At 66.3% G+C, this 20,371-nt stretch carries 20 protein-coding genes; 15 read left to right on the forward strand and 5 right to left on the reverse strand.

Features of this window, described 5'->3' with window-relative positions:
* The first annotated feature begins 253 nt into the window (after positions 1-253).
* The 4 genes from J7J50_RS15690 to lpdA all read left to right on the forward strand — a co-directional run bounded on the left by J7J50_RS15690 (position 254) and on the right by lpdA (position 5,494).
* Positions 254-1,018: a DUF2884 family protein gene (locus J7J50_RS15690; RefSeq protein ID WP_215056706.1), complete on the forward strand. Its 765-nt coding sequence runs from the start codon at positions 254-256 to the stop codon at positions 1,016-1,018.
* A 235-nt stretch (positions 1,019-1,253) separates the two neighbouring features.
* Positions 1,254-2,666, forward strand: coding sequence for a dihydrolipoyllysine-residue acetyltransferase (locus J7J50_RS15695; RefSeq protein WP_215056705.1), 1,413 nt, complete (start codon positions 1,254-1,256; stop codon positions 2,664-2,666).
* A gap of 149 nt (positions 2,667-2,815) precedes the next feature.
* Complete coding sequence (locus J7J50_RS15700; protein WP_215056704.1) at positions 2,816-3,502, forward strand: hypothetical protein; 687 nt, start codon at positions 2,816-2,818, stop codon at positions 3,500-3,502.
* A gap of 153 nt (positions 3,503-3,655) precedes the next feature.
* Entirely contained in the window at positions 3,656-5,494 is a 1,839-nt protein-coding gene (gene lpdA, locus J7J50_RS15705; RefSeq protein ID WP_215056703.1) for a dihydrolipoyl dehydrogenase, read from the forward strand.
* Positions 5,495-5,564: 70 nt separating this feature from the next.
* On the opposite strand, the gene J7J50_RS15710 is transcribed toward lpdA, so the two are convergent.
* Both J7J50_RS15710 and J7J50_RS15715 read right to left on the reverse strand, forming a co-directional pair.
* Positions 5,565-6,368, reverse strand: a complete 804-nt coding sequence (locus J7J50_RS15710; protein ID WP_215056702.1) for a hypothetical protein — start codon at positions 6,366-6,368, stop codon at positions 5,565-5,567.
* Positions 6,369-6,658: 290 nt separating this feature from the next.
* Positions 6,659-6,868 (reverse strand): DUF2061 domain-containing protein, encoded by a 210-nt coding sequence (locus J7J50_RS15715; protein ID WP_215056701.1) that lies wholly within the window; start codon positions 6,866-6,868, stop codon positions 6,659-6,661.
* Between the two features lie 336 nt (positions 6,869-7,204).
* Between J7J50_RS15715 and J7J50_RS15720 the strand changes: the two genes are divergently transcribed.
* From J7J50_RS15720 to J7J50_RS15760, 9 genes are all read left to right on the forward strand, one after another.
* A complete protein-coding gene (locus J7J50_RS15720) occupies positions 7,205-7,561 on the forward strand; it encodes a hypothetical protein (protein WP_057941561.1) in 357 nt (118 codons plus the stop codon).
* A 10-nt stretch (positions 7,562-7,571) separates the two neighbouring features.
* Positions 7,572-8,408: a F0F1 ATP synthase subunit A gene (gene atpB, locus J7J50_RS15725; RefSeq protein ID WP_215056700.1), complete on the forward strand. Its 837-nt coding sequence runs from the start codon at positions 7,572-7,574 to the stop codon at positions 8,406-8,408.
* Between the two features lie 81 nt (positions 8,409-8,489).
* The gene (atpE, locus tag J7J50_RS15730) at positions 8,490-8,771 is read left to right on the forward strand and encodes a F0F1 ATP synthase subunit C (RefSeq protein ID WP_215056699.1); all 282 of its coding nucleotides are present in this window, start codon (positions 8,490-8,492) and stop codon (positions 8,769-8,771) included.
* Positions 8,772-8,860: 89 nt separating this feature from the next.
* A complete protein-coding gene (locus tag J7J50_RS15735) occupies positions 8,861-9,331 on the forward strand; it encodes a F0F1 ATP synthase subunit B (protein ID WP_057941562.1) in 471 nt (156 codons plus the stop codon).
* A 17-nt stretch (positions 9,332-9,348) separates the two neighbouring features.
* Positions 9,349-9,876 (forward strand): F0F1 ATP synthase subunit delta, encoded by a 528-nt coding sequence (locus J7J50_RS15740; protein ID WP_215056698.1) that lies wholly within the window; start codon positions 9,349-9,351, stop codon positions 9,874-9,876.
* 138 nt (positions 9,877-10,014) lie between these two features.
* Positions 10,015-11,565: a F0F1 ATP synthase subunit alpha gene (atpA, locus tag J7J50_RS15745; RefSeq protein WP_215056697.1), complete on the forward strand. Its 1,551-nt coding sequence runs from the start codon at positions 10,015-10,017 to the stop codon at positions 11,563-11,565.
* A 100-nt stretch (positions 11,566-11,665) separates the two neighbouring features.
* Positions 11,666-12,529: a F0F1 ATP synthase subunit gamma gene (gene atpG, locus J7J50_RS15750; RefSeq protein ID WP_215056696.1), complete on the forward strand. Its 864-nt coding sequence runs from the start codon at positions 11,666-11,668 to the stop codon at positions 12,527-12,529.
* 123 nt (positions 12,530-12,652) lie between these two features.
* Positions 12,653-14,077 carry a F0F1 ATP synthase subunit beta gene (gene atpD, locus J7J50_RS15755; protein WP_057941566.1) on the forward strand — a complete coding sequence of 475 codons (1,425 nt, stop codon included), beginning with the start codon at positions 12,653-12,655 and terminating at the stop codon, positions 14,075-14,077.
* 134 nt (positions 14,078-14,211) lie between these two features.
* Positions 14,212-14,637 (forward strand): F0F1 ATP synthase subunit epsilon, encoded by a 426-nt coding sequence (locus J7J50_RS15760; protein WP_215056695.1) that lies wholly within the window; start codon positions 14,212-14,214, stop codon positions 14,635-14,637.
* Positions 14,638-14,717: 80 nt separating this feature from the next.
* Here J7J50_RS15760 and J7J50_RS15765 read toward each other — a convergent pair whose 3' ends face one another.
* On the reverse strand, positions 14,718-15,101 hold the full coding sequence (locus J7J50_RS15765; protein WP_215056694.1) for a GtrA family protein: 384 nt from the start codon (positions 15,099-15,101) through the stop codon (positions 14,718-14,720).
* A 144-nt stretch (positions 15,102-15,245) separates the two neighbouring features.
* Here J7J50_RS15765 and J7J50_RS15770 point away from each other — a divergent pair, with 144 nt between their 5' ends.
* Positions 15,246-16,187 carry a glycosyltransferase gene (locus tag J7J50_RS15770; protein ID WP_215056693.1) on the forward strand — a complete coding sequence of 314 codons (942 nt, stop codon included), beginning with the start codon at positions 15,246-15,248 and terminating at the stop codon, positions 16,185-16,187.
* A 23-nt stretch (positions 16,188-16,210) separates the two neighbouring features.
* On the opposite strand, the gene J7J50_RS15775 is transcribed toward J7J50_RS15770, so the two are convergent.
* Both J7J50_RS15775 and J7J50_RS15780 read right to left on the reverse strand, forming a co-directional pair.
* On the reverse strand, positions 16,211-17,122 hold the full coding sequence (locus tag J7J50_RS15775) for an ADP-ribosylglycohydrolase family protein (protein WP_215056692.1): 912 nt from the start codon (positions 17,120-17,122) through the stop codon (positions 16,211-16,213).
* 25 nt (positions 17,123-17,147) lie between these two features.
* Complete coding sequence (locus J7J50_RS15780; RefSeq protein WP_215056691.1) at positions 17,148-18,758, reverse strand: hypothetical protein; 1,611 nt, start codon at positions 18,756-18,758, stop codon at positions 17,148-17,150.
* 101 nt (positions 18,759-18,859) lie between these two features.
* Here J7J50_RS15780 and glmU point away from each other — a divergent pair, with 101 nt between their 5' ends.
* Positions 18,860-20,233, forward strand: a complete 1,374-nt coding sequence (glmU, locus tag J7J50_RS15785; protein WP_215056859.1) for a bifunctional UDP-N-acetylglucosamine diphosphorylase/glucosamine-1-phosphate N-acetyltransferase GlmU — start codon at positions 18,860-18,862, stop codon at positions 20,231-20,233.
* Positions 20,234-20,371 lie beyond the last annotated feature (138 nt).

Consider the following 20,371-nt stretch of genomic DNA (forward strand, 5'->3'; position numbering starts at 1 on the left):
TTCGCATTGAATTGAAAGTGCGATCCATGCGTGGAACTTTTCCGCCGTATGGATACGCGCGGAACATTCGCGGCTGTTCACTGCGCCCGAAGCGTTTGCGAACTCGCGCGCGGCCCGCGCGCATCGCGCCTCGCGAACCGCCACAACCGGCATGGCGAACGGCCATGACGAATGTCACGCCATCCAACGGCACGGGCAGCGCGCAGGCCTTCAAGGCAATCTGAATGCCATTCCCACCGTCGAGGACCCGACGATGCGCGCTCGCCTTCCGCTCCGACTCACCGCCCTGGCCGCAATGACGCTGGCCTGCGGCGCGGCCTTCGCCGACGTCCATGTCGACGCCAACTGCGAAATCGACAGCCCCTTCGAGCTGACCCTCAACGAGCGCAGCCTGATCCTGACCCGCAAGGACGACGCGCCCAAGGCGATCGTCATGCGTCAGGGCCGGATGTTCGTCGATGACCGCTGGGTGCAGCTCAGCGGCGCCGACACGACCCGCATCGCCGAGTTCGAGCGCGGCACGCGCGCGGCCATGCCCGAGGCCCAGCACATCGGCCGCGAGGCCGCCGATATCGCCTTCACCGCGCTCGGCGAAGTCGCCGCGGTGCTCGGCAATCATCCCGACCGCACCCGCGCCCACCTCGACAAGGCGCGCAAGCAGCTCGACAGCCGCTTGAGCAATGTCATCACCCCGACCCGCTTCAGCGGCAAGGCGCTGGGCGACGGCATCGCCGACGCGCTCGGCGAGACCCTGCCGACCGTGATCGGCGAATTGGCTGGCGGCGCCATCACCGCCGCCTTCAGCGGCGACACCGACAAGTTCAAGCGCCTGGACAAGCTGGACGCGCAGATCGAAGCGGCGGTGCAACCCCGCGCCGACGCACTGGGCCGCCGCGCCGACGGCCTGTGCCAGCGCATGCGCAATCTGGACGCGCTCGACAATGCCTTGAGCTACCGCTTCGACGGTCAGCCGCTGGAACTGCTCAAGGTCGAGGTCAAGGAAAAGCAGGCGAAATAGTCGGCCATCCCGGGCGTTGGCGTGCTTACCGCGGCGCCGGCCACCCGACTCGGCAAGCCGGACCACCCCCTCGCAGCGACCCGGTCGCCTCCCAGTACCGTGGCGTACGCAAGTCCGCCGCGGTGCGCCGGCTGTGCCGCTTAGGCCTTTAGTACTGCACCGTGCCCCGTGCGGTTGGCGTGACCGCCTGCACACGCCACAATAGGGTTTTCGCGCATTGCGGAGCCCCACGAACATGGCTGATCTGAAGGAAGCACGCGTCCCCGACATCGGCGACTACGACGGCGTACCCGTCATCGAATTGCTGGTCGCGGTCGGCGACACGGTGACCCAGGACCAGGGACTGGTCACGCTGGAATCCGACAAGGCCACCATGGAAGTGCCGGCGCCGTTCGCGGGCATCATCCGCGAACTCAAGGTCAAGATCGGCGATCAGCTGGCTGAGGGCAGCGTGGTGGCGCTGATCGAGCCAACCGAAGGGGAAGCAAAAGCGGCGCCCGCGCAACCGCAAGAACCCGCAAAACCCGCCGCGCCCGCCGCCCCGGCCAAAGCCGAAGTTCCCGCGCCCGCGAAACAGGAAGCCCCGCAACCCGCGGCCCCGGCCCAGTCCGAAGCCGCCCCCGCGCCCATCGCCGGCGCCAATGCCGGCACCGACCCGGAAGCCCTGCCTCCGCGCACGCCGCCGGTCGCCTTCACCGCCGACGAGCTCATGCCCGACAAGGTGCCCTACGCCAGCCCGGCCGTGCGCCTGTTCGCGCGCGAACTTGGCGTGGACCTGGCGCGGGTCGGCGGCAGCGCGCGCGGCGGCCGCATCAGCAAGGAAGACGTGCAGTCCTTCGTCAAGGGCGTCATGCAGGGCGGCGGCGGTGCGCCGGCCAGCGCCGGCGCGGCGCCGAGCCTGGGCGGCGGCCTCAATCTGCTGCCGTGGCCGAAGGTCGATTTCAGCAAGTTCGGCGAGACCGAAACCAAGCCGCTGTCGCGCATCCAGAAGCTCTCCGGCGCCAACCTGGCGCGCAACTGGGCGATGATCCCGCACGTCACCCAGCACGACGATGCCGACATCACCGACCTGGAAGCGCTGCGCGTGGCGCTCAACAAGGAGAACGAGAAGGCCGGCCTGAAGCTGACCATGCTCGCCTTCCTGATGAAGGCCTCGGTGTCGGCGCTGCAGAAGTTCCCGAACTTCAACGCATCGCTGGATGCGAGCGGCGAAAACCTCACCCTGAAGAAGTATTTCCACATCGGCTTCGCCGCCGACACGCCCAACGGCCTGGTCGTGCCGGTGGTGCGCGACTGCGACAAGAAGGGCGTGCTGCAGATCGCGAAGGAAACCGGCGAGCTCGCCGCCAAGGCGCGCGACGGCAAGCTCGGCCCGGCCGACATGAGCGGCGGCTGCTTCTCGATCAGCTCGCTCGGCGGCATCGGCGGCACCGCGTTCACGCCGATCGTCAACGCGCCGGAAGTGGCGATCCTGGGCGTGTCCAAGTCGGCGACCAAGCCGGTGTGGGACGGCAAGCAGTTCGCGCCGCGCCTGATCCTGCCGCTGTCGCTGTCCTACGATCACCGCGTCATCGACGGCGCCGCCGCCGCGCGTTTCACCGCGTATCTGGCGCAGTTGCTGGCCGACATGCGCCGCGTGCTGCTGTAACGCGCCGATATCACAGTAAGTTCGCGGTCGATGCGCGGCGGTTTCGCCCCGCATCGCCGCCCGCGCCGTCGCCGACGGCGGCCGGGTTCGCGCCGCCCTCGTGTCCGAGATTCGTCTACCGCCGTCGCCCAACAGGATCCCCCGCCGCAATGATTCGTTCCTCGCGTACCGCTTCCGCCTCCCGCCGCCTGGCCTGGCTCGGCCTCGCCGCCGTGCTGGCCGCGCCGTTCGCGCAGGCCGCCGATCAGTGCCAGTTCGCGCTCGGCCGCGGCTGGCCGCCGGCGACCGAGAATCACGGCTCGGCGGTGGAACAACTGCTGGCGGCCAAGGCCGAAGCGCGTCTGACCCTCACCTACCTGCCCACCCGCGGCACCGAAAGCGGCCTGCTGCTGATCCCCGGCAGCGGCGACGCCGACTGGACGCTGCGCCACGCCATGCCCAACGAACGCGTCGCGGTGTGGAACACCGGGCGCGCCAGCGGCGCGCTGCAACTGCGCGTGGAGCAGGAAGTCGATAACGAGGAAGCGCCGATCCCGGCCGCGCTCGCGCAGCGCCTGGTCGGCGGCTGGAAGCGCGCGCTGGAAAGCATGGCGCCGAAGGACAAGCCGGCCGAATTCCAGGACAAGGACCAGGTGCTGTTCGTGGTCGATGGCCTGCGCGTGAGCGGCGTGCGCCCGGACTGCGGCGTCGGCGAAATCGTCATGAAACAGGCGAGTCTGTTGACCGAGGCTTCCAACGAAAGCGCCTCCAAGCGCGAGCGCCGCTGGCGCGCGCTGGGCGAGTCGCTGGACGAACTCGACAAGGAATTGACCGACACCGCGGCGCCGGCCCGATAAGCCGCGCGCCGGCCCGCGCTGCCTCAGCGCATCCGCGGGCAAGCATCGCAGGCGCCGGCCTTCGCGGCGGGCGCCGAACGCACGGCCTGGCCGTGCGCCCCCACGACGGACGCGCACCGCGCGCCCGCAACGCACCGAAGAGGACGCAGCGCGATGGCCAGCAGCATTGAAGTGAAGGTTCCCGACATCGGCGATTACGACGGCGTCCCGGTCATCGAATTGCTGGTCGCGGTCGGCGATACGGTCAAGAAGGATCAGGGCCTGGTCACGCTGGAATCGGACAAGGCGACGATGGAAGTGCCGTCGTCGGCCGACGGCGTGGTCAAGTCGATCAGCGTCAAGATCGGCGACAAGGTGGCCGAGGGCGCGGTGATCGCGATCCTGGAAGCCGCTGGCGATTCCGCAGCCGCCAGTGAAACCAAAGCACCTCTCTCGCCTGCGGGAGAGGTCGCCGCGCGCAGCGCGGCGGGTGAGGGCAGCACGCCGGCCGTCGCGCCCCCATCCTTGCCTTCCCCCGCAAGCGGGGGAAGGAATGAAGTCGCGGCTGTCGCCGCGGCCACTCCTACGGGCCGCAAGGCCGACGTCGAATGCCGCATGCTCGTGCTCGGCTCCGGCCCCGGCGGCTACACCGCCGCGTTCCGCGCCGCCGACATCGGCCTGGACACGGTGCTGGTCGAACGCTACGCCAGCCTCGGCGGCGTCTGCCTCAACGTCGGCTGCATTCCGTCCAAGGCGCTGCTGCACGCCGCCGCGGTCATCGACGAAGCCAAGCACGCCAGCGATTACGGCGTCAGCTTCGGCGCGCCGAAGATCGATCTCGACGCGCTGCGCAGCTACAAGGAAAAAGTCGTCGGCCAGCTGACCAAGGGTCTGGCCGGCATGGCCAAGCAGCGCAAGGTGCGCGTGGTCGCCGGCACCGGCAAGTTCATTTCCGCGAACGAACTGGAAGTGACGGGCGAGGGCGGTACCCAGTTGATCCGCTTCGAGCAATGCATCATCGCCGCCGGTTCCCAGGCGGTGAAGCTGCCGGGCTTCCCGTGGGACGACAAGCGCGTGATGGATTCCACCGACGCGCTGGAACTGGCCGAGATCCCGAAGAAACTGCTGGTCGTCGGCGGCGGCATCATCGGCCTGGAAATGGCCACCGTGTACCGCGCGCTGGGCAGCGAAGTCACCGTGGTCGAGTTCCTCGATCAGCTGATGCCCGGCGCCGATCCGGATCTGGTCAAGCCGCTCGCCGATCGCCTGAAGAAGCAGGGCGTGGCGGTGTATCTCAAGACCAAGGCCGCCGGCACGCAGGCGCTGAAGGAAGGCATCAAGGTCAGTTTCGAAGGCGAAAAAGCCCCCGAGGCGCAGGTGTTCGACCGCGTGCTGGTCGCGGTCGGCCGTTCGCCCAACGGCGGCAAGATCGACGCCGACAAGGCCGGCGTCGGCGTCACCGATCGGGGTTTCATCCCGGTGGATCGGCAGATGCGCACCAACGTGCCGCACATCTTCGCCATCGGCGATCTGGTCGGTAACCCGATGCTCGCGCACAAGGCCACGCACGAAGGCAAGCTCGCCGCCGAAGTCGCCGCCGGCGAGAAGAAGGAATGGGTCGCGCGGGTGATTCCGTCGGTGGCCTACACCGATCCGGAAATCGCCTGGGTCGGCGTCACCGAAGCCGAAGCCAAGGCCAAGGGCCTGAAGGTCGGCGTCGGCAAGTTCCCGTGGGCGGCCAGCGGCCGCGCCATCGGCATCGGCCGCACCGAGGGCTTCACCAAGCTGATCTTCGACGAAGCTACCCACCGCATCGTCGGCGGCGGCATCGTCGGCGTGCACGCCGGCGATCTGATTTCCGAAGTGGGCCTGGCGATCGAAATGGGCTGCGAAGTCGCCGACATCGGCCACACCATCCACCCGCATCCGACCTTGAGCGAGTCGGTCGGCATGGCGGCGGAAGTGTTCGACGGCACCATCACCGATTTGTACATTCCGAAGAAGAAAGGCTGATCGCGATCGCGCGATTGCCATGAAAAACGCCGCCGTTTCCGGCGGCGTTTTTTTATTTGCGCGACTTAGGTCAGAACGAGAACGTCACGCCCGCCATCGGTCCCTTGAAGCGCTGATCCAGGCCGACCACGCCGTCGTTGCCGCCGCGGCGGGCGTCGATCTTGAACCAGTCGTAGCCGACGAACACGCCGAAGCTTTCCGTGAAGCGGTATTCGGCCAACGCGTTGGCGCGGCTGATATCGCCCTTGTAGTCGCCGAAATCGCCCCAGCCCGCGTCCAGGTACTGTCCCTGCACGACGAAGCGCCAGTGTTCGCTCGGCGACAAGGTCACGCGCGTGCCGACCACCGGCGCGTAGCCGTCTTCGCTGGAACTGGTGTGATAGCTGGCGGTGCCGGCGGCGGCGTCGAGCTTGCCTTCGAGCTTGGCGTACTCCACGCCGATCTGCAGGCCCCAGCTGACCGTGTCGGTCTCGATCACCGAGTAGTCGTACATCACGCTGGCCAGTTCGAATTTGGCCTTGGCCTTGGCGAAGCTGCCGGCGGGAATGGTGGTGTCGTCGAAGGAGACGTTCTCGTTCAACGTGGCGCGCTTGCTCTTGTCGTAGCCCCAGTAGTTGAACAGCAGGCGGTTGCGTTCGCTGAAGCGGAACAGGCCTTCGATGCGCGGCACGGTTTCCTTGCTGCCGAAGTCGAAGTCCTGGCTGAAACGATAGGGCTGGCCTTGGAAATTGGTGCCGGCGCTGAGTTCGCCGCTGGTGTCGACCGACATGGCGCCCAGGCGCACGGTGAAGCGGTCGTCTTCCGCGTGCGCGGGCAGCGCGTACGCGGCGCACGCGGCCAGCGCGAGCGACAGGGGAAGAAGTTTGGCGGTCACGAGTTCACTCCATATGCGGGGGAATACAGCACATTCGTGTACTGGTTCGTACATGAATGCCAATCGCGCAGTGGAGTGATCGTGAAAAAAACGGGGGTGGCCGATTCGGCAAAGCTGTATCGGCAAAAAAGCGAACTGCTTCACAAAAGGCGAAGCCCCGGCGGGTCATGCCGGGGCTTCGGGGTGCCCACCGCAGCTTTTGCCATTGACGAGGAGAGAGTGGCGGCGGGCGTTCACTGATATTGACCGGTGCTTTGGCGAAAGGTTCCGCAATTCGTCAAAGATTTCGATCAAGTCGCCAACGCGTTGGCCGATGCGTTCTCGATGCGGCGGCGTTCGATGCGCTTCCAGACCTTTTCGTGCAGATGGAAGGCCACCGTGTTGCAGGCCGGTTCGACCAGGGCCAGTGCGCCGCCGACCCAGAGACTGCCGGTCATCACGTATCCGACCAGGAAGGCCACGCAGAAATGGATGCAGGCGAAGCTGAGGGTCTTGCTCATGGGAGCGGCCTAGATGAGAATGATTCTCAAAATACGCCGACCCAGGGGAAAAGCAAATCGAATGTAGCGACTGGTTCGATAGTCGTCGGCTATGACGGTCGGGGCCGGCGACGCCTTGCTTACCTCCCAGGTAATTCAACGCACTAGCCGCGCGCCGCATAGTTGCAGCCATGAAAGCGGACGCGATCGCCGTGTTGACTACGCAACATCCGGCCTATGGCGGTCCCGTGACTGCCGCCGGTTGCCGCAAAGTCGCCCGCGTTCTATACTTTTGCGGCTCTACCGGGCGCTTTGCAGCGCCAACCCCAGACCGACGAGACCCGCGTGCACGATCCAATGTCCGCAGGCCGCCGGCTGGCGTCGCGCGCGATTGCCTGGCAAGCCGGCGCAACGGCGCTGGCCTCGCTGGCCTTCTTCTCCCTCGGCGCGATGCATGCGCTGGCGGCAGCGGTGGGCGGCGGCGCGGCGGTAGCTGGCAGCTTCGTGGCGGCCAGGATGGCATTGGGGGGGGGCGTGCAACCGGCCGGGATGGCGATGGGTCGGTTGTTGGCCGGAGTCATATTCAAGTGGGTGGCGGTATTGATGGTTCTCGGGCTCGGCATGGCCCGGTGGCATCTGCCGCCGCTACCAATGCTGGTGGGATTGCTGGCGGCGACGCTGGCCTTCGTACTGGCCAATCTTCTGAAACGATAAGGTGTCTTTCGTGAGTGAACAGACCGGTTCGGGCGGCCTGAACGAATACATCAAGCACCATTTGACCCACAACACCAGTGAGGTCTTTGGCAGCGAGGCGATGTCGAAGTTCAACTTCGACTCGTGGATCGTGGCTTTGGTGCTCGGTCTCGTGTTCATCCTGTGGTTCGGCCTGGCCGCGCGCAAGGCGACGGCGGGCGTTCCCAGCAAAGGCCAGGCGTTCGTCGAGATCATCCTCGAATTCATCGACGGCCAGGTCAAAGACACCTTCCACGGCGACCGCCGTTCGGTGACGCCGCTGGCGCTGACCATCTTCATGTGGGTCGTGTTCATGAACACGATGGACCTGCTGCCGCTGGATCTGTTCGGCTGGCTGGTGCACGTCACCGCCGGCGCGGAAACGGCGCACCACACGTATTTCCGCGCCGTGCCGACCGCCGATCTCAACACCACTTTCGCGATCTCGGCCTCGGTGTTCTTCATCCTGATCGGCCACGCGGTTTCGGCCAAGGGCGTGGGCGGCTTCGGCAAGGAACTGGTCACCGCGCCGTTCCACGCGCATGGCGTGATGAAGATCGTGCTGGTGCCGGTCAACCTGGTCATGAACGTCATCGAGTGGCTGGTGAAGCCGGTTTCGCTCGCGATGCGACTGTTCGGCAACATGTACGGCGGCGAGCTGGTGTTCATGCTCATCGCCGGTCTGATGGGAAGCATCTACACCTTCGTGCCTGGCGTGATCGCCAACGCCGCCTGGGCGATCTTCCACATCCTGATCATCCTGCTGCAGGCCTTCATCTTCATGATCCTCACGGTCGTCTACATCGCAGGCGCCCGCGAAAGCCATTGATTCAAGCCGCCTCACCCGCTGCACCGCCCCTTATTCGTTTTCCCTTCACCGTTTAGCACTACCTCTACCAGGAGAAGCACCATGGAGTTCATCGCCAACGTTCAGGGTCTGACCGCGATCGCGATCGGCATCATCATCGGTCTGGGCGCGCTCGGCGCTTGCCTCGGCATCGCGATCATGGGTTCGAAGTTCCTCGAATCCGCCGCGCGTCAGCCGGAGCTGGTGCCGATGCTGCAGGGCCGTATGTTCCTGCTCGCCGGTCTGATCGACGCCGCGTTCATCATCGGCCTCGCCGTTGCCCTGTTCTTCGCGTTCGCCAACCCGCTGATCGAAGCCGTCAAGGCCGCTGGCGTCGCCGGCTGATCAGGCAGAGCCGTGCCCCGATCGGGGCGCGACTCGGCAATCCGGGCCGGCGCTCGCCGGCCCAACGTAAGTAACGTCGAGGACCCGTCATGAATCCCAACATGACTTTCTTCGGTCAGATGCTCTCCTTCGCGATCCTCGTATGGTTCACGATGAAGTTCATTTGGCCGCCGCTGAACGCAGCGATCGAAGCGCGCCAGAAGAAGATCGCCGAAGGTCTGGCGAACGCCGAAGGCGCCGAAGTTCTCATCCAGCAGGCCAAGGCGCAGGCGGACGAGATCGTGCGCGAGGCTCGTACCAAGGCCAACGAAGTCATCGACCAGGCTCATCAGCGCGGCAATCAGATCGTCGATCAGGCCAAGACCGATGCGATGGTCGAAGGCACGCGTCTGAAGGCGCTGGCCGATGCCGAAATCGCCGCGGCGGCCGACCGCGCCCGCGAGGATCTGCGCAAGCAGGTGTCCGCGCTGGCCGTGACCGGCGCCGAAAAGCTGCTCAAGCGCGAAATCGACGCCAACGCCCACAAGGCGTTGCTCGACGAGCTCGCCGCAGAAATCTGATCGGATAGCCCAACGCGATGAGCCAGAACCTCACCCTCGCCCGTCCGTACGCCCGCGCTGCATTCGCGCTGGCGCGCGAAGCCGGCCGCCCCGGCGACTGGTCGCATGCGCTCGCCTTTTCGGCGCGCGTTTCGGCCGATCCGCAGGTGCAGTCGCTGCTCGGTCATCCGCAGCTGACCTCCGGCGACGCCGTCGCCCTGGTCGCGATCGATGGCGCGGACGAGTCCGTGCAGCGCTTCCTGGCGCTGCTGGCCGACAACCGCCGTCTGTCGCTGCTGCCGGAAATCTCCGGCATGTTCGAACAACTGCGCGCCGAAGCCGACCGTGTGGTCAAGGCCAAGGTCACCTCCGCCAGCGATCTGCCCGCGGCCGAACTCGATGCGATCAAGGCCGCGCTGATCAAGCGCTTCGGCCGCCAGGTCGAAGTCGAGACGGCGGTGGACGCATCGCTGATCGGCGGCGCGGTGATCGACGCAGGCGACGTGGTGATCGACGGCTCGCTCAAGGGCAAGCTCGCGCGCCTGCAGACGGCATTGGCCGGTTAAGCCGGGAACAGGGAATAGGGAACAGGCGATCGTCGAAGCACACGCGCTTCCGATTGCCGGCTCCCGAATCCCGACTCCCGAACCAAAAGAAAGCACCCGCGCGTCGCCCCATCGCGATGCAGGACCAAGGAAACGACAATGGCAAGCACCCAGCTCAACCCGTCCGAAATCAGTGAACTGATCAAGACCCGCATCGAGAAGGTCAAGCTGGCCGCCGAAGCGCGCAACGAAGGCACCGTCACCTCGGTCGCCGACGGCATTGTGCGCATCCACGGCCTGGCTGACGTGATGCAGGGCGAAATGATCGAACTGCCGAACAACACCTTCGCACTCGCGCTGAACCTGGAGCGCGACTCGGTCGGCGCCGTGGTGCTGGGCGATTACGAACACCTGGGCGAAGGCGACGTCGCCAAGACCACCGGCCGCATCCTGGAAGTGCCGGTCGGCCGCGAACTGCTCGGCCGCGTGGTCAACGCGCTCGGCGAGCCGATCGACGGCAAGGGTCCGATCGGCGCGGCCCTCAGCGCTCCGGTGGAGCGCGTCGCTCCGGGCGTGTTGTGGCGCAAGTCGGTCGATCAGCCGGTGCAGACCGGTTACAAGACCGTCGATGCCATGATCCCGATCGGCCGCGGCCAGCGCGAGCTGATCATCGGCGACCGTCAGACCGGCAAGACCGCGATGGCGATCGACGCGATCATCAACCAGAAGGGCACCGGCATTAAGTGCATCTACGTCGCGATCGGCCAGAAGGCCAGCTCGATCTCGAACGTGGTGCGCAAGCTGGAAGAAAACGGCGCCCTGGCCCACACCATCGTGGTCGCCGCGACCGCGTCGGAATCGGCCGCGATGCAGTACATCAGCGCCTACTCGGGCTGCACCATGGGCGAGTTCTTCCTCGACCGCGGCGAAGACGCGCTGATCGTGTACGACGATCTGTCCAAGCAGGCCGTGGCCTACCGCCAGATCTCGCTGCTGCTGCGCCGTCCGCCGGGCCGCGAAGCCTACCCGGGCGACGTGTTCTACCTGCACAGCCGCCTGCTCGAGCGCGCCGCTCGCGTGAACGCCGACTACGTCGAGAAGTTCACCAACGGCGAAGTGAAGGGCAAGACCGGTTCGCTGACCGCGCTGCCGATCATCGAAACCCAGGCCGGCGACGTGTCCGCGTTCGTGCCGACCAACGTGATCTCGATCACCGACGGCCAGATCTTCCTGGAAACCGACCTGTTCAACGCCGGCATCCGCCCGGCCGTGAACGCCGGTATCTCGGTGTCGCGCGTCGGCGGCGCCGCCCAGACCAAGATCGTCAAGAAGCTGTCGGGCGGCATCCGTATCGCGCTCGCCCAGTACCGTGAGCTGGCCGCGTTCGCGCAGTTCGCTTCCGACCTGGACGAAGCCACCCGCAAGCAGCTCGAGCGCGGTCAGCGCGTGACCGAGCTGATGAAGCAGAAGCAGTACGCGCCGATGTCGATCGCGCTGCAGTCGCTGTCGATCTACGCGGTCGATAAGGGCCACATGGACGATGTGCCGGTGAACAAGATCGGCGCGTTCGAAGAGGCGCTGCACGCGCACTTCACCAACACCGCGGGCGAACTGGTCAACAAGATCAACGCCAGCGGCGATTGGAACGACGAAATCGAAGGCGCCTTCAAGAAGGGCATCGAAGAGTTCAAGCAGACCGGGACCTGGTAAAGCCGGGAATTGGGAATAGGGAGTCGGGAATCGGGGAAACCCGCGCCGGCTCCCGCGATTCCCGATTCACGATTCCCTATTCCCACGAGCGGAGCGAGCAATGGCCGGCGGCAGAGAAATCAAAACCAAGATCAAGAGCGTGCAGAACACCCGCAAGGTGACGCGCGCGCTCGAAATGGTCTCGGCTTCCAAGATCCGCAAGGCGCAGGATCGGATGAAGACCTCGCGCCCGTATGCGCGCGTGATCAAGCAGGTGATCGGTCATCTGGCCCAGGCCAACACCGACTACCAGCATCCGTACATGGTCGAGCGCAAGGACCCCAAGCGCGTTGGCTATGTGATCGTGTCCTCCGACCGCGGTCTGGCCGGCGGCCTCAACAACAACCTGTTCCGCAAGCTGCTCGGCGAAATCCGCAAGTGGCAGGAGCAGGGCGTCGAGGTCGATGTGGTCACCATCGGCCAGAAGGCCTCGGTGTTCTTCCGCCGCATCAAGGTCAACATGCTGGCCTCGGTCACCCATCTGGGCGACCAGCCGCATCTGGAGCAACTGGTCGGCGTGATCAAGGTCATGCTCGACGCCTACAGCGCCGGCAACATCGATCGCGTGTTCCTGAGCTACAACGACTTCGTTAACACGATGACCCAGCGCGCGGCGTTCGATCAGCTGCTGCCGCTGCCGGCGCCGGAGACGCAGGTCGCCAAGCACGACTGGGACTACATCTACGAACCCGATGCGCAGACCGTGCTCGAGCACGTGCTGACGCGTTACATCGAGTCGCTGGTGTACCAGGCGGTGCTGGAGAACGTGGCCTCCGAGCATGCCGCGCGCATGGTCGCGATGAAGTCGGCCAGCGACAACGCGACCAAGCTGATCGGTACCTTGAACCTGGTCTACAACAAGGCCCGCCAGGCAGCGATCACGCAGGAAATTTCCGAAATCGTCGGCGGCGCCGCGGCGGTTTAAGCCGGGAATGGAGAATCGAGAATAGGGAATCGACAAAAGCAAAGGCTTTTGACTTCCCATTCCCGATTCCCAATTCCCCATTCCCGACAAACGAATCAAACAAAGTTAGCTGGAGTTACAACCATGAGCCAGGGCAAGATCGTTCAGATCATCGGTGCGGTCGTTGACGTCGAGTTCGCGCGCGAGTCGGTGCCGAAGGTGTACGACGCGTTGAAGGTCGAGAACACCGCCATCACCCTCGAAGTGCAGCAGCAGCTCGGCGACGGCATCGTCCGCGCGATCGCGCTGGGCTCCACCGACGGTCTCAAGCGCAACCTGATCGCCACCAACACCGGCCGTCCGGTCGCCGTGCCTGTCGGCGCGGGCACGCTGGGCCGCATCATGAACGTGCTCGGCGAGCCGATCGACGAAGCCGGTCCGATCGACGCCACCGAGCATTGGGAAATCCACCGCGCGGCTCCGGCCTATGCCGACCAGTCCTCGGGCAACGATCTGCTGGAAACCGGCATCAAGGTCATCGACCTGATGTGCCCCTTCGCCAAGGGCGGCAAGGTCGGCCTGTTCGGCGGCGCCGGCGTGGGCAAGACGGTCAACATGCTCGAGCTGATCAACAACATCGCTCGCGCGCACTCGGGTCTGTCGGTGTTCGCCGGCGTCGGCGAGCGCACCCGCGAAGGCAACGACTTCTACCACGAGATGGCCGAAGCCGGCGTCATCCAGCTCGAGAACCTCAAGGACTCGAAGGTCGCGATGGTGTACGGCCAGATGAACGAGCCGCCGGGCAACCGCCTGCGCGTCGCGCTGACCGGCCTGACCATGGCCGAGTACTTCCGCGACGAAAAGGACGCCAGCGGCAAGGGCCGCGACGTGCTGTTCTTCGTCGATAACATCTACCGTTACACCCTGGCCGGCACCGAAGTGTCGGCGCTGCTCGGCCGCATGCCGTCGGCGGTGGGTTACCAGCCCACGCTGGCGGAAGAAATGGGCGTGCTGCAGGAACGCATCACCTCGACCAAGACCGGTTCGATCACCTCGATCCAGGCCGTGTACGTGCCCGCGGACGACCTGACCGACCCGTCGCCGGCGACGACCTTCGCCCACCTCGACGCCACCGTCGTGTTGAGCCGTAACATCGCCGCGCTGGGCATCTACCCGGCCGTGGACCCGCTCGACTCGACCTCGCGCCAGCTCGACCCGAACGTGGTCGGCGCCGAGCATTACGACACCGCGCGCCGCGTGCAATCGACGCTGCAGAAGTACAAAGAGCTCAAGGACATCATCGCGATCCTGGGCATGGACGAGCTGTCGGAAGAAGACAAGACCGCCGTGTCGCGCGCGCGCAAGATCGAGCGCTTCTTCTCGCAGCCGTTCTTCGTCGCGCAAGTGTTCACCGGCGCCGAAGGCAAGTACGTCTCGCTGAAGGACACGATCCGCGGCTTCAAGGGCATCTGCGACGGCGAATACGATCACCTGCCGGAGCAGGCGTTCTACATGGTCGGCGGCATCGAAGAAGCGGTCGAGAAGGCCAAGAAGATGGGCGTGGGCTGAGACGCCTGACGGCGTCTCGGGAATTGGGAGTCGAGAATCGGGAATCGTAAGAGCGGAGCGTCGGCCATCGCGGCTTTAGACGATTCCCCATTCCCCATTCCCGATTCCCGTCGAACGAGCAAAGCGAGAAAGACATGGCCACTACGTTCCGTTGCGACATCGTCAGCGCCGAGGAAGAAATCTTCCACGGCGAGGCGACGCTGCTCGTCGCCACCGGCGAGATCGGCGAACTCGGCATCGCGCCGCGCCACGCGCCGCTGATCACGCGCCTGAAGCCGGGCAAGGTCGTGGTGACCCTGCCCAACGGCGAACACCTGGATTTCGCCGTGTCCGGCGGCATCCTGGAAGTGCAGCCGCAGGTCGTGACCGTGCTGGCCGACACCGCGATCCGCGCGCAGGACATCGACGAAGCCGCCGTCCGCGCGGCCAAGGAAGAAGCCGAACGCGCGCTGGCCAACCGCGGCCCGCAGATGGAGGTCGCGCAGGCTCAGGCCAAGCTCGCCGAAGCGATGGCGCAGTTGCAGGCGCTGGAGCGTCTGCGCAAGAACATGAAGCACTGAGCCGGCGATGCGTCGCCGCTTACGAAAACGCCGGCCTCGCGCCGGCGTTTTTCGTTTCAGGCGATCGCGGCTTCGCGCGGCTAGCGGCGATACACCCAATGCCGCGACACCAGGAACCCGGCCCCGGCCAGTATCACTTCGATCACCGGCTTCGCCGCCCACGTCCACTGGAGCCCGGCATAGCGGTCGATAAGGCTGATCGCGCAGGTGCTGACCAGGGTGGTGGCGAGCCACAGCATCACGAAGCGGCCGAACTGGCGCTTGCCGACCGCGGTGTTCTCGCTGGCGAAGGTGAAGCGGCCGTTGAGCCAGAACCCCAGCATCGCGCCGCTGACGCGGCCGGCCAGATTGGCCGCTTCCACCGGCATGCCCAGGTGGCTCAGGCCGACCATGACGCTCCAGTCCACGCAGTACTGCAGGGCGCCGAAGATCAGGTAATTGCGGCCCTGCCGGGACAGGCTCACGCGCGCGCCCCGGCGGCCGGACGCGGCGGCGGGCAGGGCGGAAGCGGGCGCGATGGCAGGGCGGGGGCGGCTTCGGTCATGGCCGTATTCTAGCCAGACGCTCCACGACAGACCCTGTACCATCGCGCGATCCGGATATCGAGAGTGGCGGTAGTGCGCAGCGCGGTACTGATCCCCTGCTACAACGAAGCGCGCACGGTGGCCAAGGTCGTCGCCGATTTCCGCCGCGCGTTGCCGCAGGCCGACATCTGGGTGTTCGACAACGCCAGCACCGACGGCACCGCCGAACTGGCGCGGCAGGCCGGCGCGCGGGTGTACCGGGTGCCGGCCAAGGGCAAGGGCAACGTGGTGCGGGCGATGTTCCGCGAGGTCGAGGCCGACGTCTATCTGATGGTCGATGGCGACGACACTTATCCGGCCGATCACGCCGGCGCGTTGCTCGAAGACATCATCGAAGGCCGCGCCGACATGGTCGTGGGCACGCGCCTGGAACAGCACGACAGCGCCTCGTTCCGGCGCTTCCATGGCTTCGGCAACAAACTGGTGCGCTGGAGCATCGGCCGCTTGTTCGGCCAACCGGTGCGCGACGTGCTCTCCGGTTATCGCGCGTTCTCGCGCCGCTTCGTCAAATCCATGCCGGTGCTGTCGCGCGGTTTCGAAATCGAAACCGAGATGACCGTATTCGCGATGGCGAACGCCTTTGTGTTGAGCGAGCGCACCGTGCCCTACGGCGTGCGGCCGGAAGGCAGCGAATCCAAGCTCAGCACCTTCCGCGACGGTTTCCGCGTGCTGCGCACCATCGGTTTTCTCTACAAGGACCTGCGCCCGCTGCTGTTCTTCGGCAGCGCCGCGTTGCTGGCCGGGCTGGCCAGCCTGGGCTTCGGCGCCTTCGTATTCCACGAATTCAGCCTGACCGGCGAAGTCACCCATCCCTCGACCGCGGTGCTCGCCGCGGCCTTGGCGCTGACCGCGTTCATCCTGCTCGCCACTGGATTGATCCTGGATACGGTCAATCGGCGCTCGAACGAAATCCTGCGGTTGATTACCGACCAAGTGGTGCATCGCCGGGATGACGGCGCCGCCTGACGCCGTCCTTGCGCAGTGGGTGCTTAATTGGTGAACGAAGGCGCGTCCGGCCAGTCAGGCAAGGATTCGCGACGTTCGCGCCATGAAGCGGGAATTCCTTTGTCGCCTACATAGCAGGCCACCACGCCGCCGACGATCGCGCATAAAGTGTCGCGATCGCCACCCGCGCTCACGGCCAGCCACAGCGCCGACGGGTAATCCTCCAATGCTTGCGCGCAGCACCATATCGCGTACGGCACGGTGTCCTGGGCCGACATTTCGCTGCCATTGCCGAGCACGGCGACGGCTTGGTCGAGCGACGTCACATGATCCATCGCCTGCGCACGCAGCAGCTTGGATCGCACTTCGCTGATCGGCAGGAGTTCGGCGATCGCGGCGATGAATTGAGCATGCGGCGGCCGTTGTCCGAGCCGCCGAAAACGACACGCCTGCGCGGCGGCCAAAGCCACCGCGACGGCGCCGGTGATGCCCTCGGGATGACGATGCGTAACTTCGGCCGAGAGGTGCGCTTGCTCAGCCACGGCGGTCAGGTCATCGCTGAAATACGCACCCACCGGCGCGGCACGCATCGCCGCGCCATTGCCATGCGAGCCCTGGCCGCCGAACGAGGAGCCGGCGACTTCGCGCCAGGATTCGCCATTGGCGATGCGTTCCAGGACGCGGTGCATGGACGGACCATACGCGCGGTCATATTCGTAATTCCGCGCGAGAGACAGCGCCAGCCGCTCCTGGTCGATCTGTCCATCGGCAGCCAGCACGACGACGACCGACAGGGACATCTGCGTGTCGTCGGTGTAGTGCCAAGGCGCGGGCGGGAGCTCGCGTTGCTCCAGCCATGCCTGCGCCGTGGCCGGATTCTGGAAAAAGCATTGGCCGAAGGCATCGCCTATGGACAGACCGTCCAGGGCGAGGCGAGCGCGCTGTAAGGCGTTCATCTATCACCTGCTTCGATGGTTCGGGTCATTTTGCCGCCACGCAAATCGGCGCGAACGGCGCGCGCGCCAGCGGGCACAGTTCGATCTCGGCCAAGCTGTCGGCGACCGGCAGGCAGGCGCCGCCGACGCTGAGGCCGTACAGCGCCATGCGCTCGGCGGCGGGGTGGTCCACGCGCACCGGACGCAGCAGCCACAGCGGGCCGGGGTGGGTCGCGACAGTACGCTCGACGCGTTCCTGCAGGCGCGTGCAGCGCTGCGGGTCCATGAAGTTGTTGCGGATCGCCAGCGCCGGCACTTCGCGCGGCAGGAAGGCGACGGCGTGCGCGATCGGGTTCTCGGTGCTGGTCAGCACGATGCTGCCCTGGGGCAAGGCCGGGAAAGTCACTTCGATCATCGGCGAGCGGAACGGGTCGCGGCCCCAATTGGGATGCTTGGTCGGCGCGATCACCAGCACCATCGCGATCAGCATCGCGGTGCGGGTCCAGCGCTTGGCGAACAGCATCGACACGACGCCGACGATCAACAGCGAGAACAGCAGCTCCAACGGCAACAGGTAGCGGTAGATGCCGTAAAACGTCAGCCAGGAGAAATAGCCGACCGCGACGAAGGCCAGCAGCGGCCAGCGCAGCGCGGCGGCGTTTTGCTCGGCGGCGATGAGCCCGGGGTCGGCCTGCGCCGGGCCTGGACCGGCCTGCGCCGCGTCGATGCCGCGATCGCGGCGCAGCCATAGCCACGCGGCCAGCGCGCACAGGCCCAGCAGTACGCGCGGGTCCGCCAGCAGCGGTTCGGAGAAGTCGCGGCCGCGGCGCAGCAGGCGCAGCGGCGCGTCGAGAATCTCGACCGCGTTCTCGGGCAGATAGCGCTTATCGCGCCAGGAATCGGCGATGGTGTCGGGCGACAGGAACCATTGATTGAAATACGGGAACAGCGGATTGCCGTGGTGCTGCCACAGATACCAGCCCCACGGCCCCCAGCACAGCGCGGCGGCGATGCCGCCGCCGACCGCCAGCGCGCCGATGCGCAGCGGCAATTGCCGCACCGGCCCGGCAAGCGCGGCCGCGGCGATGAAGCCCAGGCAGTAGGTCACGCCGGTCAGCTTGAAACCGGCGGCGGCGCCGGCCATCAGCCCGATCGGCAGCCAGGTCGCGACCGGCCCGCGCCGCTGCTGCGACTGCGCCAGCCACAGCAGCGCGCCGAGCATGAACGCGGCGACGATGTGGTCGTTGAAGATCGCCGCCGTGCCCGGATACACCGCCGCGCCGGTGATCGCCACGAAACCGGCGATCCAGGTGCGCGCGCGGCTGCGCTGCGCCGGCATCAGCGTATCCAGCAGGCGCAGGCCGAAATACAGCGCCAGCAGGCTGGGAATCGCCAGCCAGATCGCGATCGGCACGCCGCCCAGGCCGGCGCGGACCATCAGCGCGAAGGGGATATCGACGATCGGGTTGTGCCAACTCTGCAACTGCGCCGGCGCGATGTCGCCCGCCAGCCGGCCTTCCAGCCATGCCAACGGCGTATACAGGTGATAGTTACGCAGATCCCAGTTCGCGTCCTGGCGCAGCACGATCGTGGCGATCGCGGTGAAGAATAGGGCGACCAGCGCGGCGGTCCGCCGGGAAGCGCGCTCAGCGGGCATGCATAGTCCTGGGTAAGGCAGTTGGTAAGATTCGGCCCTGACGGGGGGCCCACGTCAAGCAACCGAATGTAAGGAAGGTTTCATACATGGCTCAAGAGTCGATGAACCAGTTGCACATCGTCATCCTCGCCGCGGGCGAGGGCAAGCGCATGAAGTCGGCGACGGCCAAGGTGCTGCAGAAGATCGCCGGGCGGCCGATGCTGGCCCAGGTGATCGACACCGCGCGTGCGCTGCGCCCGGCCGGCATCCATGTCGTCTACGGCCACGGCGGCGAACAGGTGCGGCAGGCCTTCCAGGGCCAGCCCGACCTGCATTGGGCCGAACAGGCGCAGCGCCTAGGCACCGGTCACGCCGTCCAGCAGGCGATGCCGGGCGTGCCGCAGGACGCGCGGGTGCTGGTGCTGTACGGGGACGTCCCGCTGATTACCCCGCAGACCTTGCAGTCGCTGCTGGATTCGCCCGGACGCCTGGCGGTGTTGGTCGCCGATCTGGACGATCCCAGCGGCTACGGCCGCATCGTGCGCGATCCCGAAGGCCGGGTCGGCAGCATCGTCGAGCACAAGGACGCCAACGAAGAACAGCGCGAGATCCGCACCGTCAACACCGGCATCCTGGTCGCCGACGGCGAACCGCTGCGGCGCTGGCTGGACCGGCTGGGCAACGACAACGCGCAGGGCGAGTACTACCTCACCGACGTGTTCGCCGCCGCCACCGCCGAATACAGCCCGGCGGAAATGGTCCACGTGGCCGATCCGATCGAAGTCGAAGGCGCCAACGATCCGTGGCAGCTGGCCCAGCTCGAACGCGCCTACCAGCGCCGCGCCGCGCGCGCGTTGTGCGTGCAGGGCGCGCGCCTGGCCGATCCGGCGCGCTTCGACCAGCGCGGCGAGGTCCGCGTCGGCCAGGACGTGGAGATCGATGTCGATGTCGTGCTGGAAGGCACGGTCGAACTCGGCGACGGCGTGATCGTCGGGCCGTTCTGCCGGCTCAAGGACGTCAAGCTCGGCGCCGGCACCGTGGTGCGCGCGCATTGCGATCTCGACGGCGTGGTGGTCGAAGGCGCGGCGCAGATCGGCCCGTATTCGCGCCTGCGTCCGGGCACCGTGCTCGCCGACGGCGCGCACGTGGGCAATTTCGTCGAGACCAAGAACGCGAAAATCGGCGTGGGCAGCAAGGCCAACCATCTGACCTATCTGGGCGACGCGATGATCGGCGCGGGCGTCAACGTCGGCGCCGGCACCATCACCTGCAATTACGACGGGGTGAACAAGTCGGTGACCACGATCGAGGACGGCGCCTTCATCGGCTCCAATTCCTCGCTGGTGGCGCCGGTGACGATCGGCAGGAACGCGACCATCGCCGCCGGTTCGGTCATCACCAAGCCGGCGCCGGCGGATCAGCTGACGGTGGCGCGCGCGCACCAATCGACGGTGGAAGGTTGGAAGCGGCCGGTCAAGAAAAAACCGCAGGACTGAGCGGCGGCGGGGCGCCAGGCCTCGCGCAAACCGTTCACCGCGAAGGCTCGGGACGCCGATCGGCGTCCCGAGTTTCTACTGCGCCCCGCCGTTGTCGCGGCGGGGCAGATCATCGAACATCCGCGACGGATGCGTCGC

This window comes from Lysobacter sp. ISL-50 (assembly GCF_018612875.1).
In the GTDB taxonomy this organism is placed as follows: Bacteria; Pseudomonadota; Gammaproteobacteria; order Xanthomonadales; family Xanthomonadaceae; genus Lysobacter.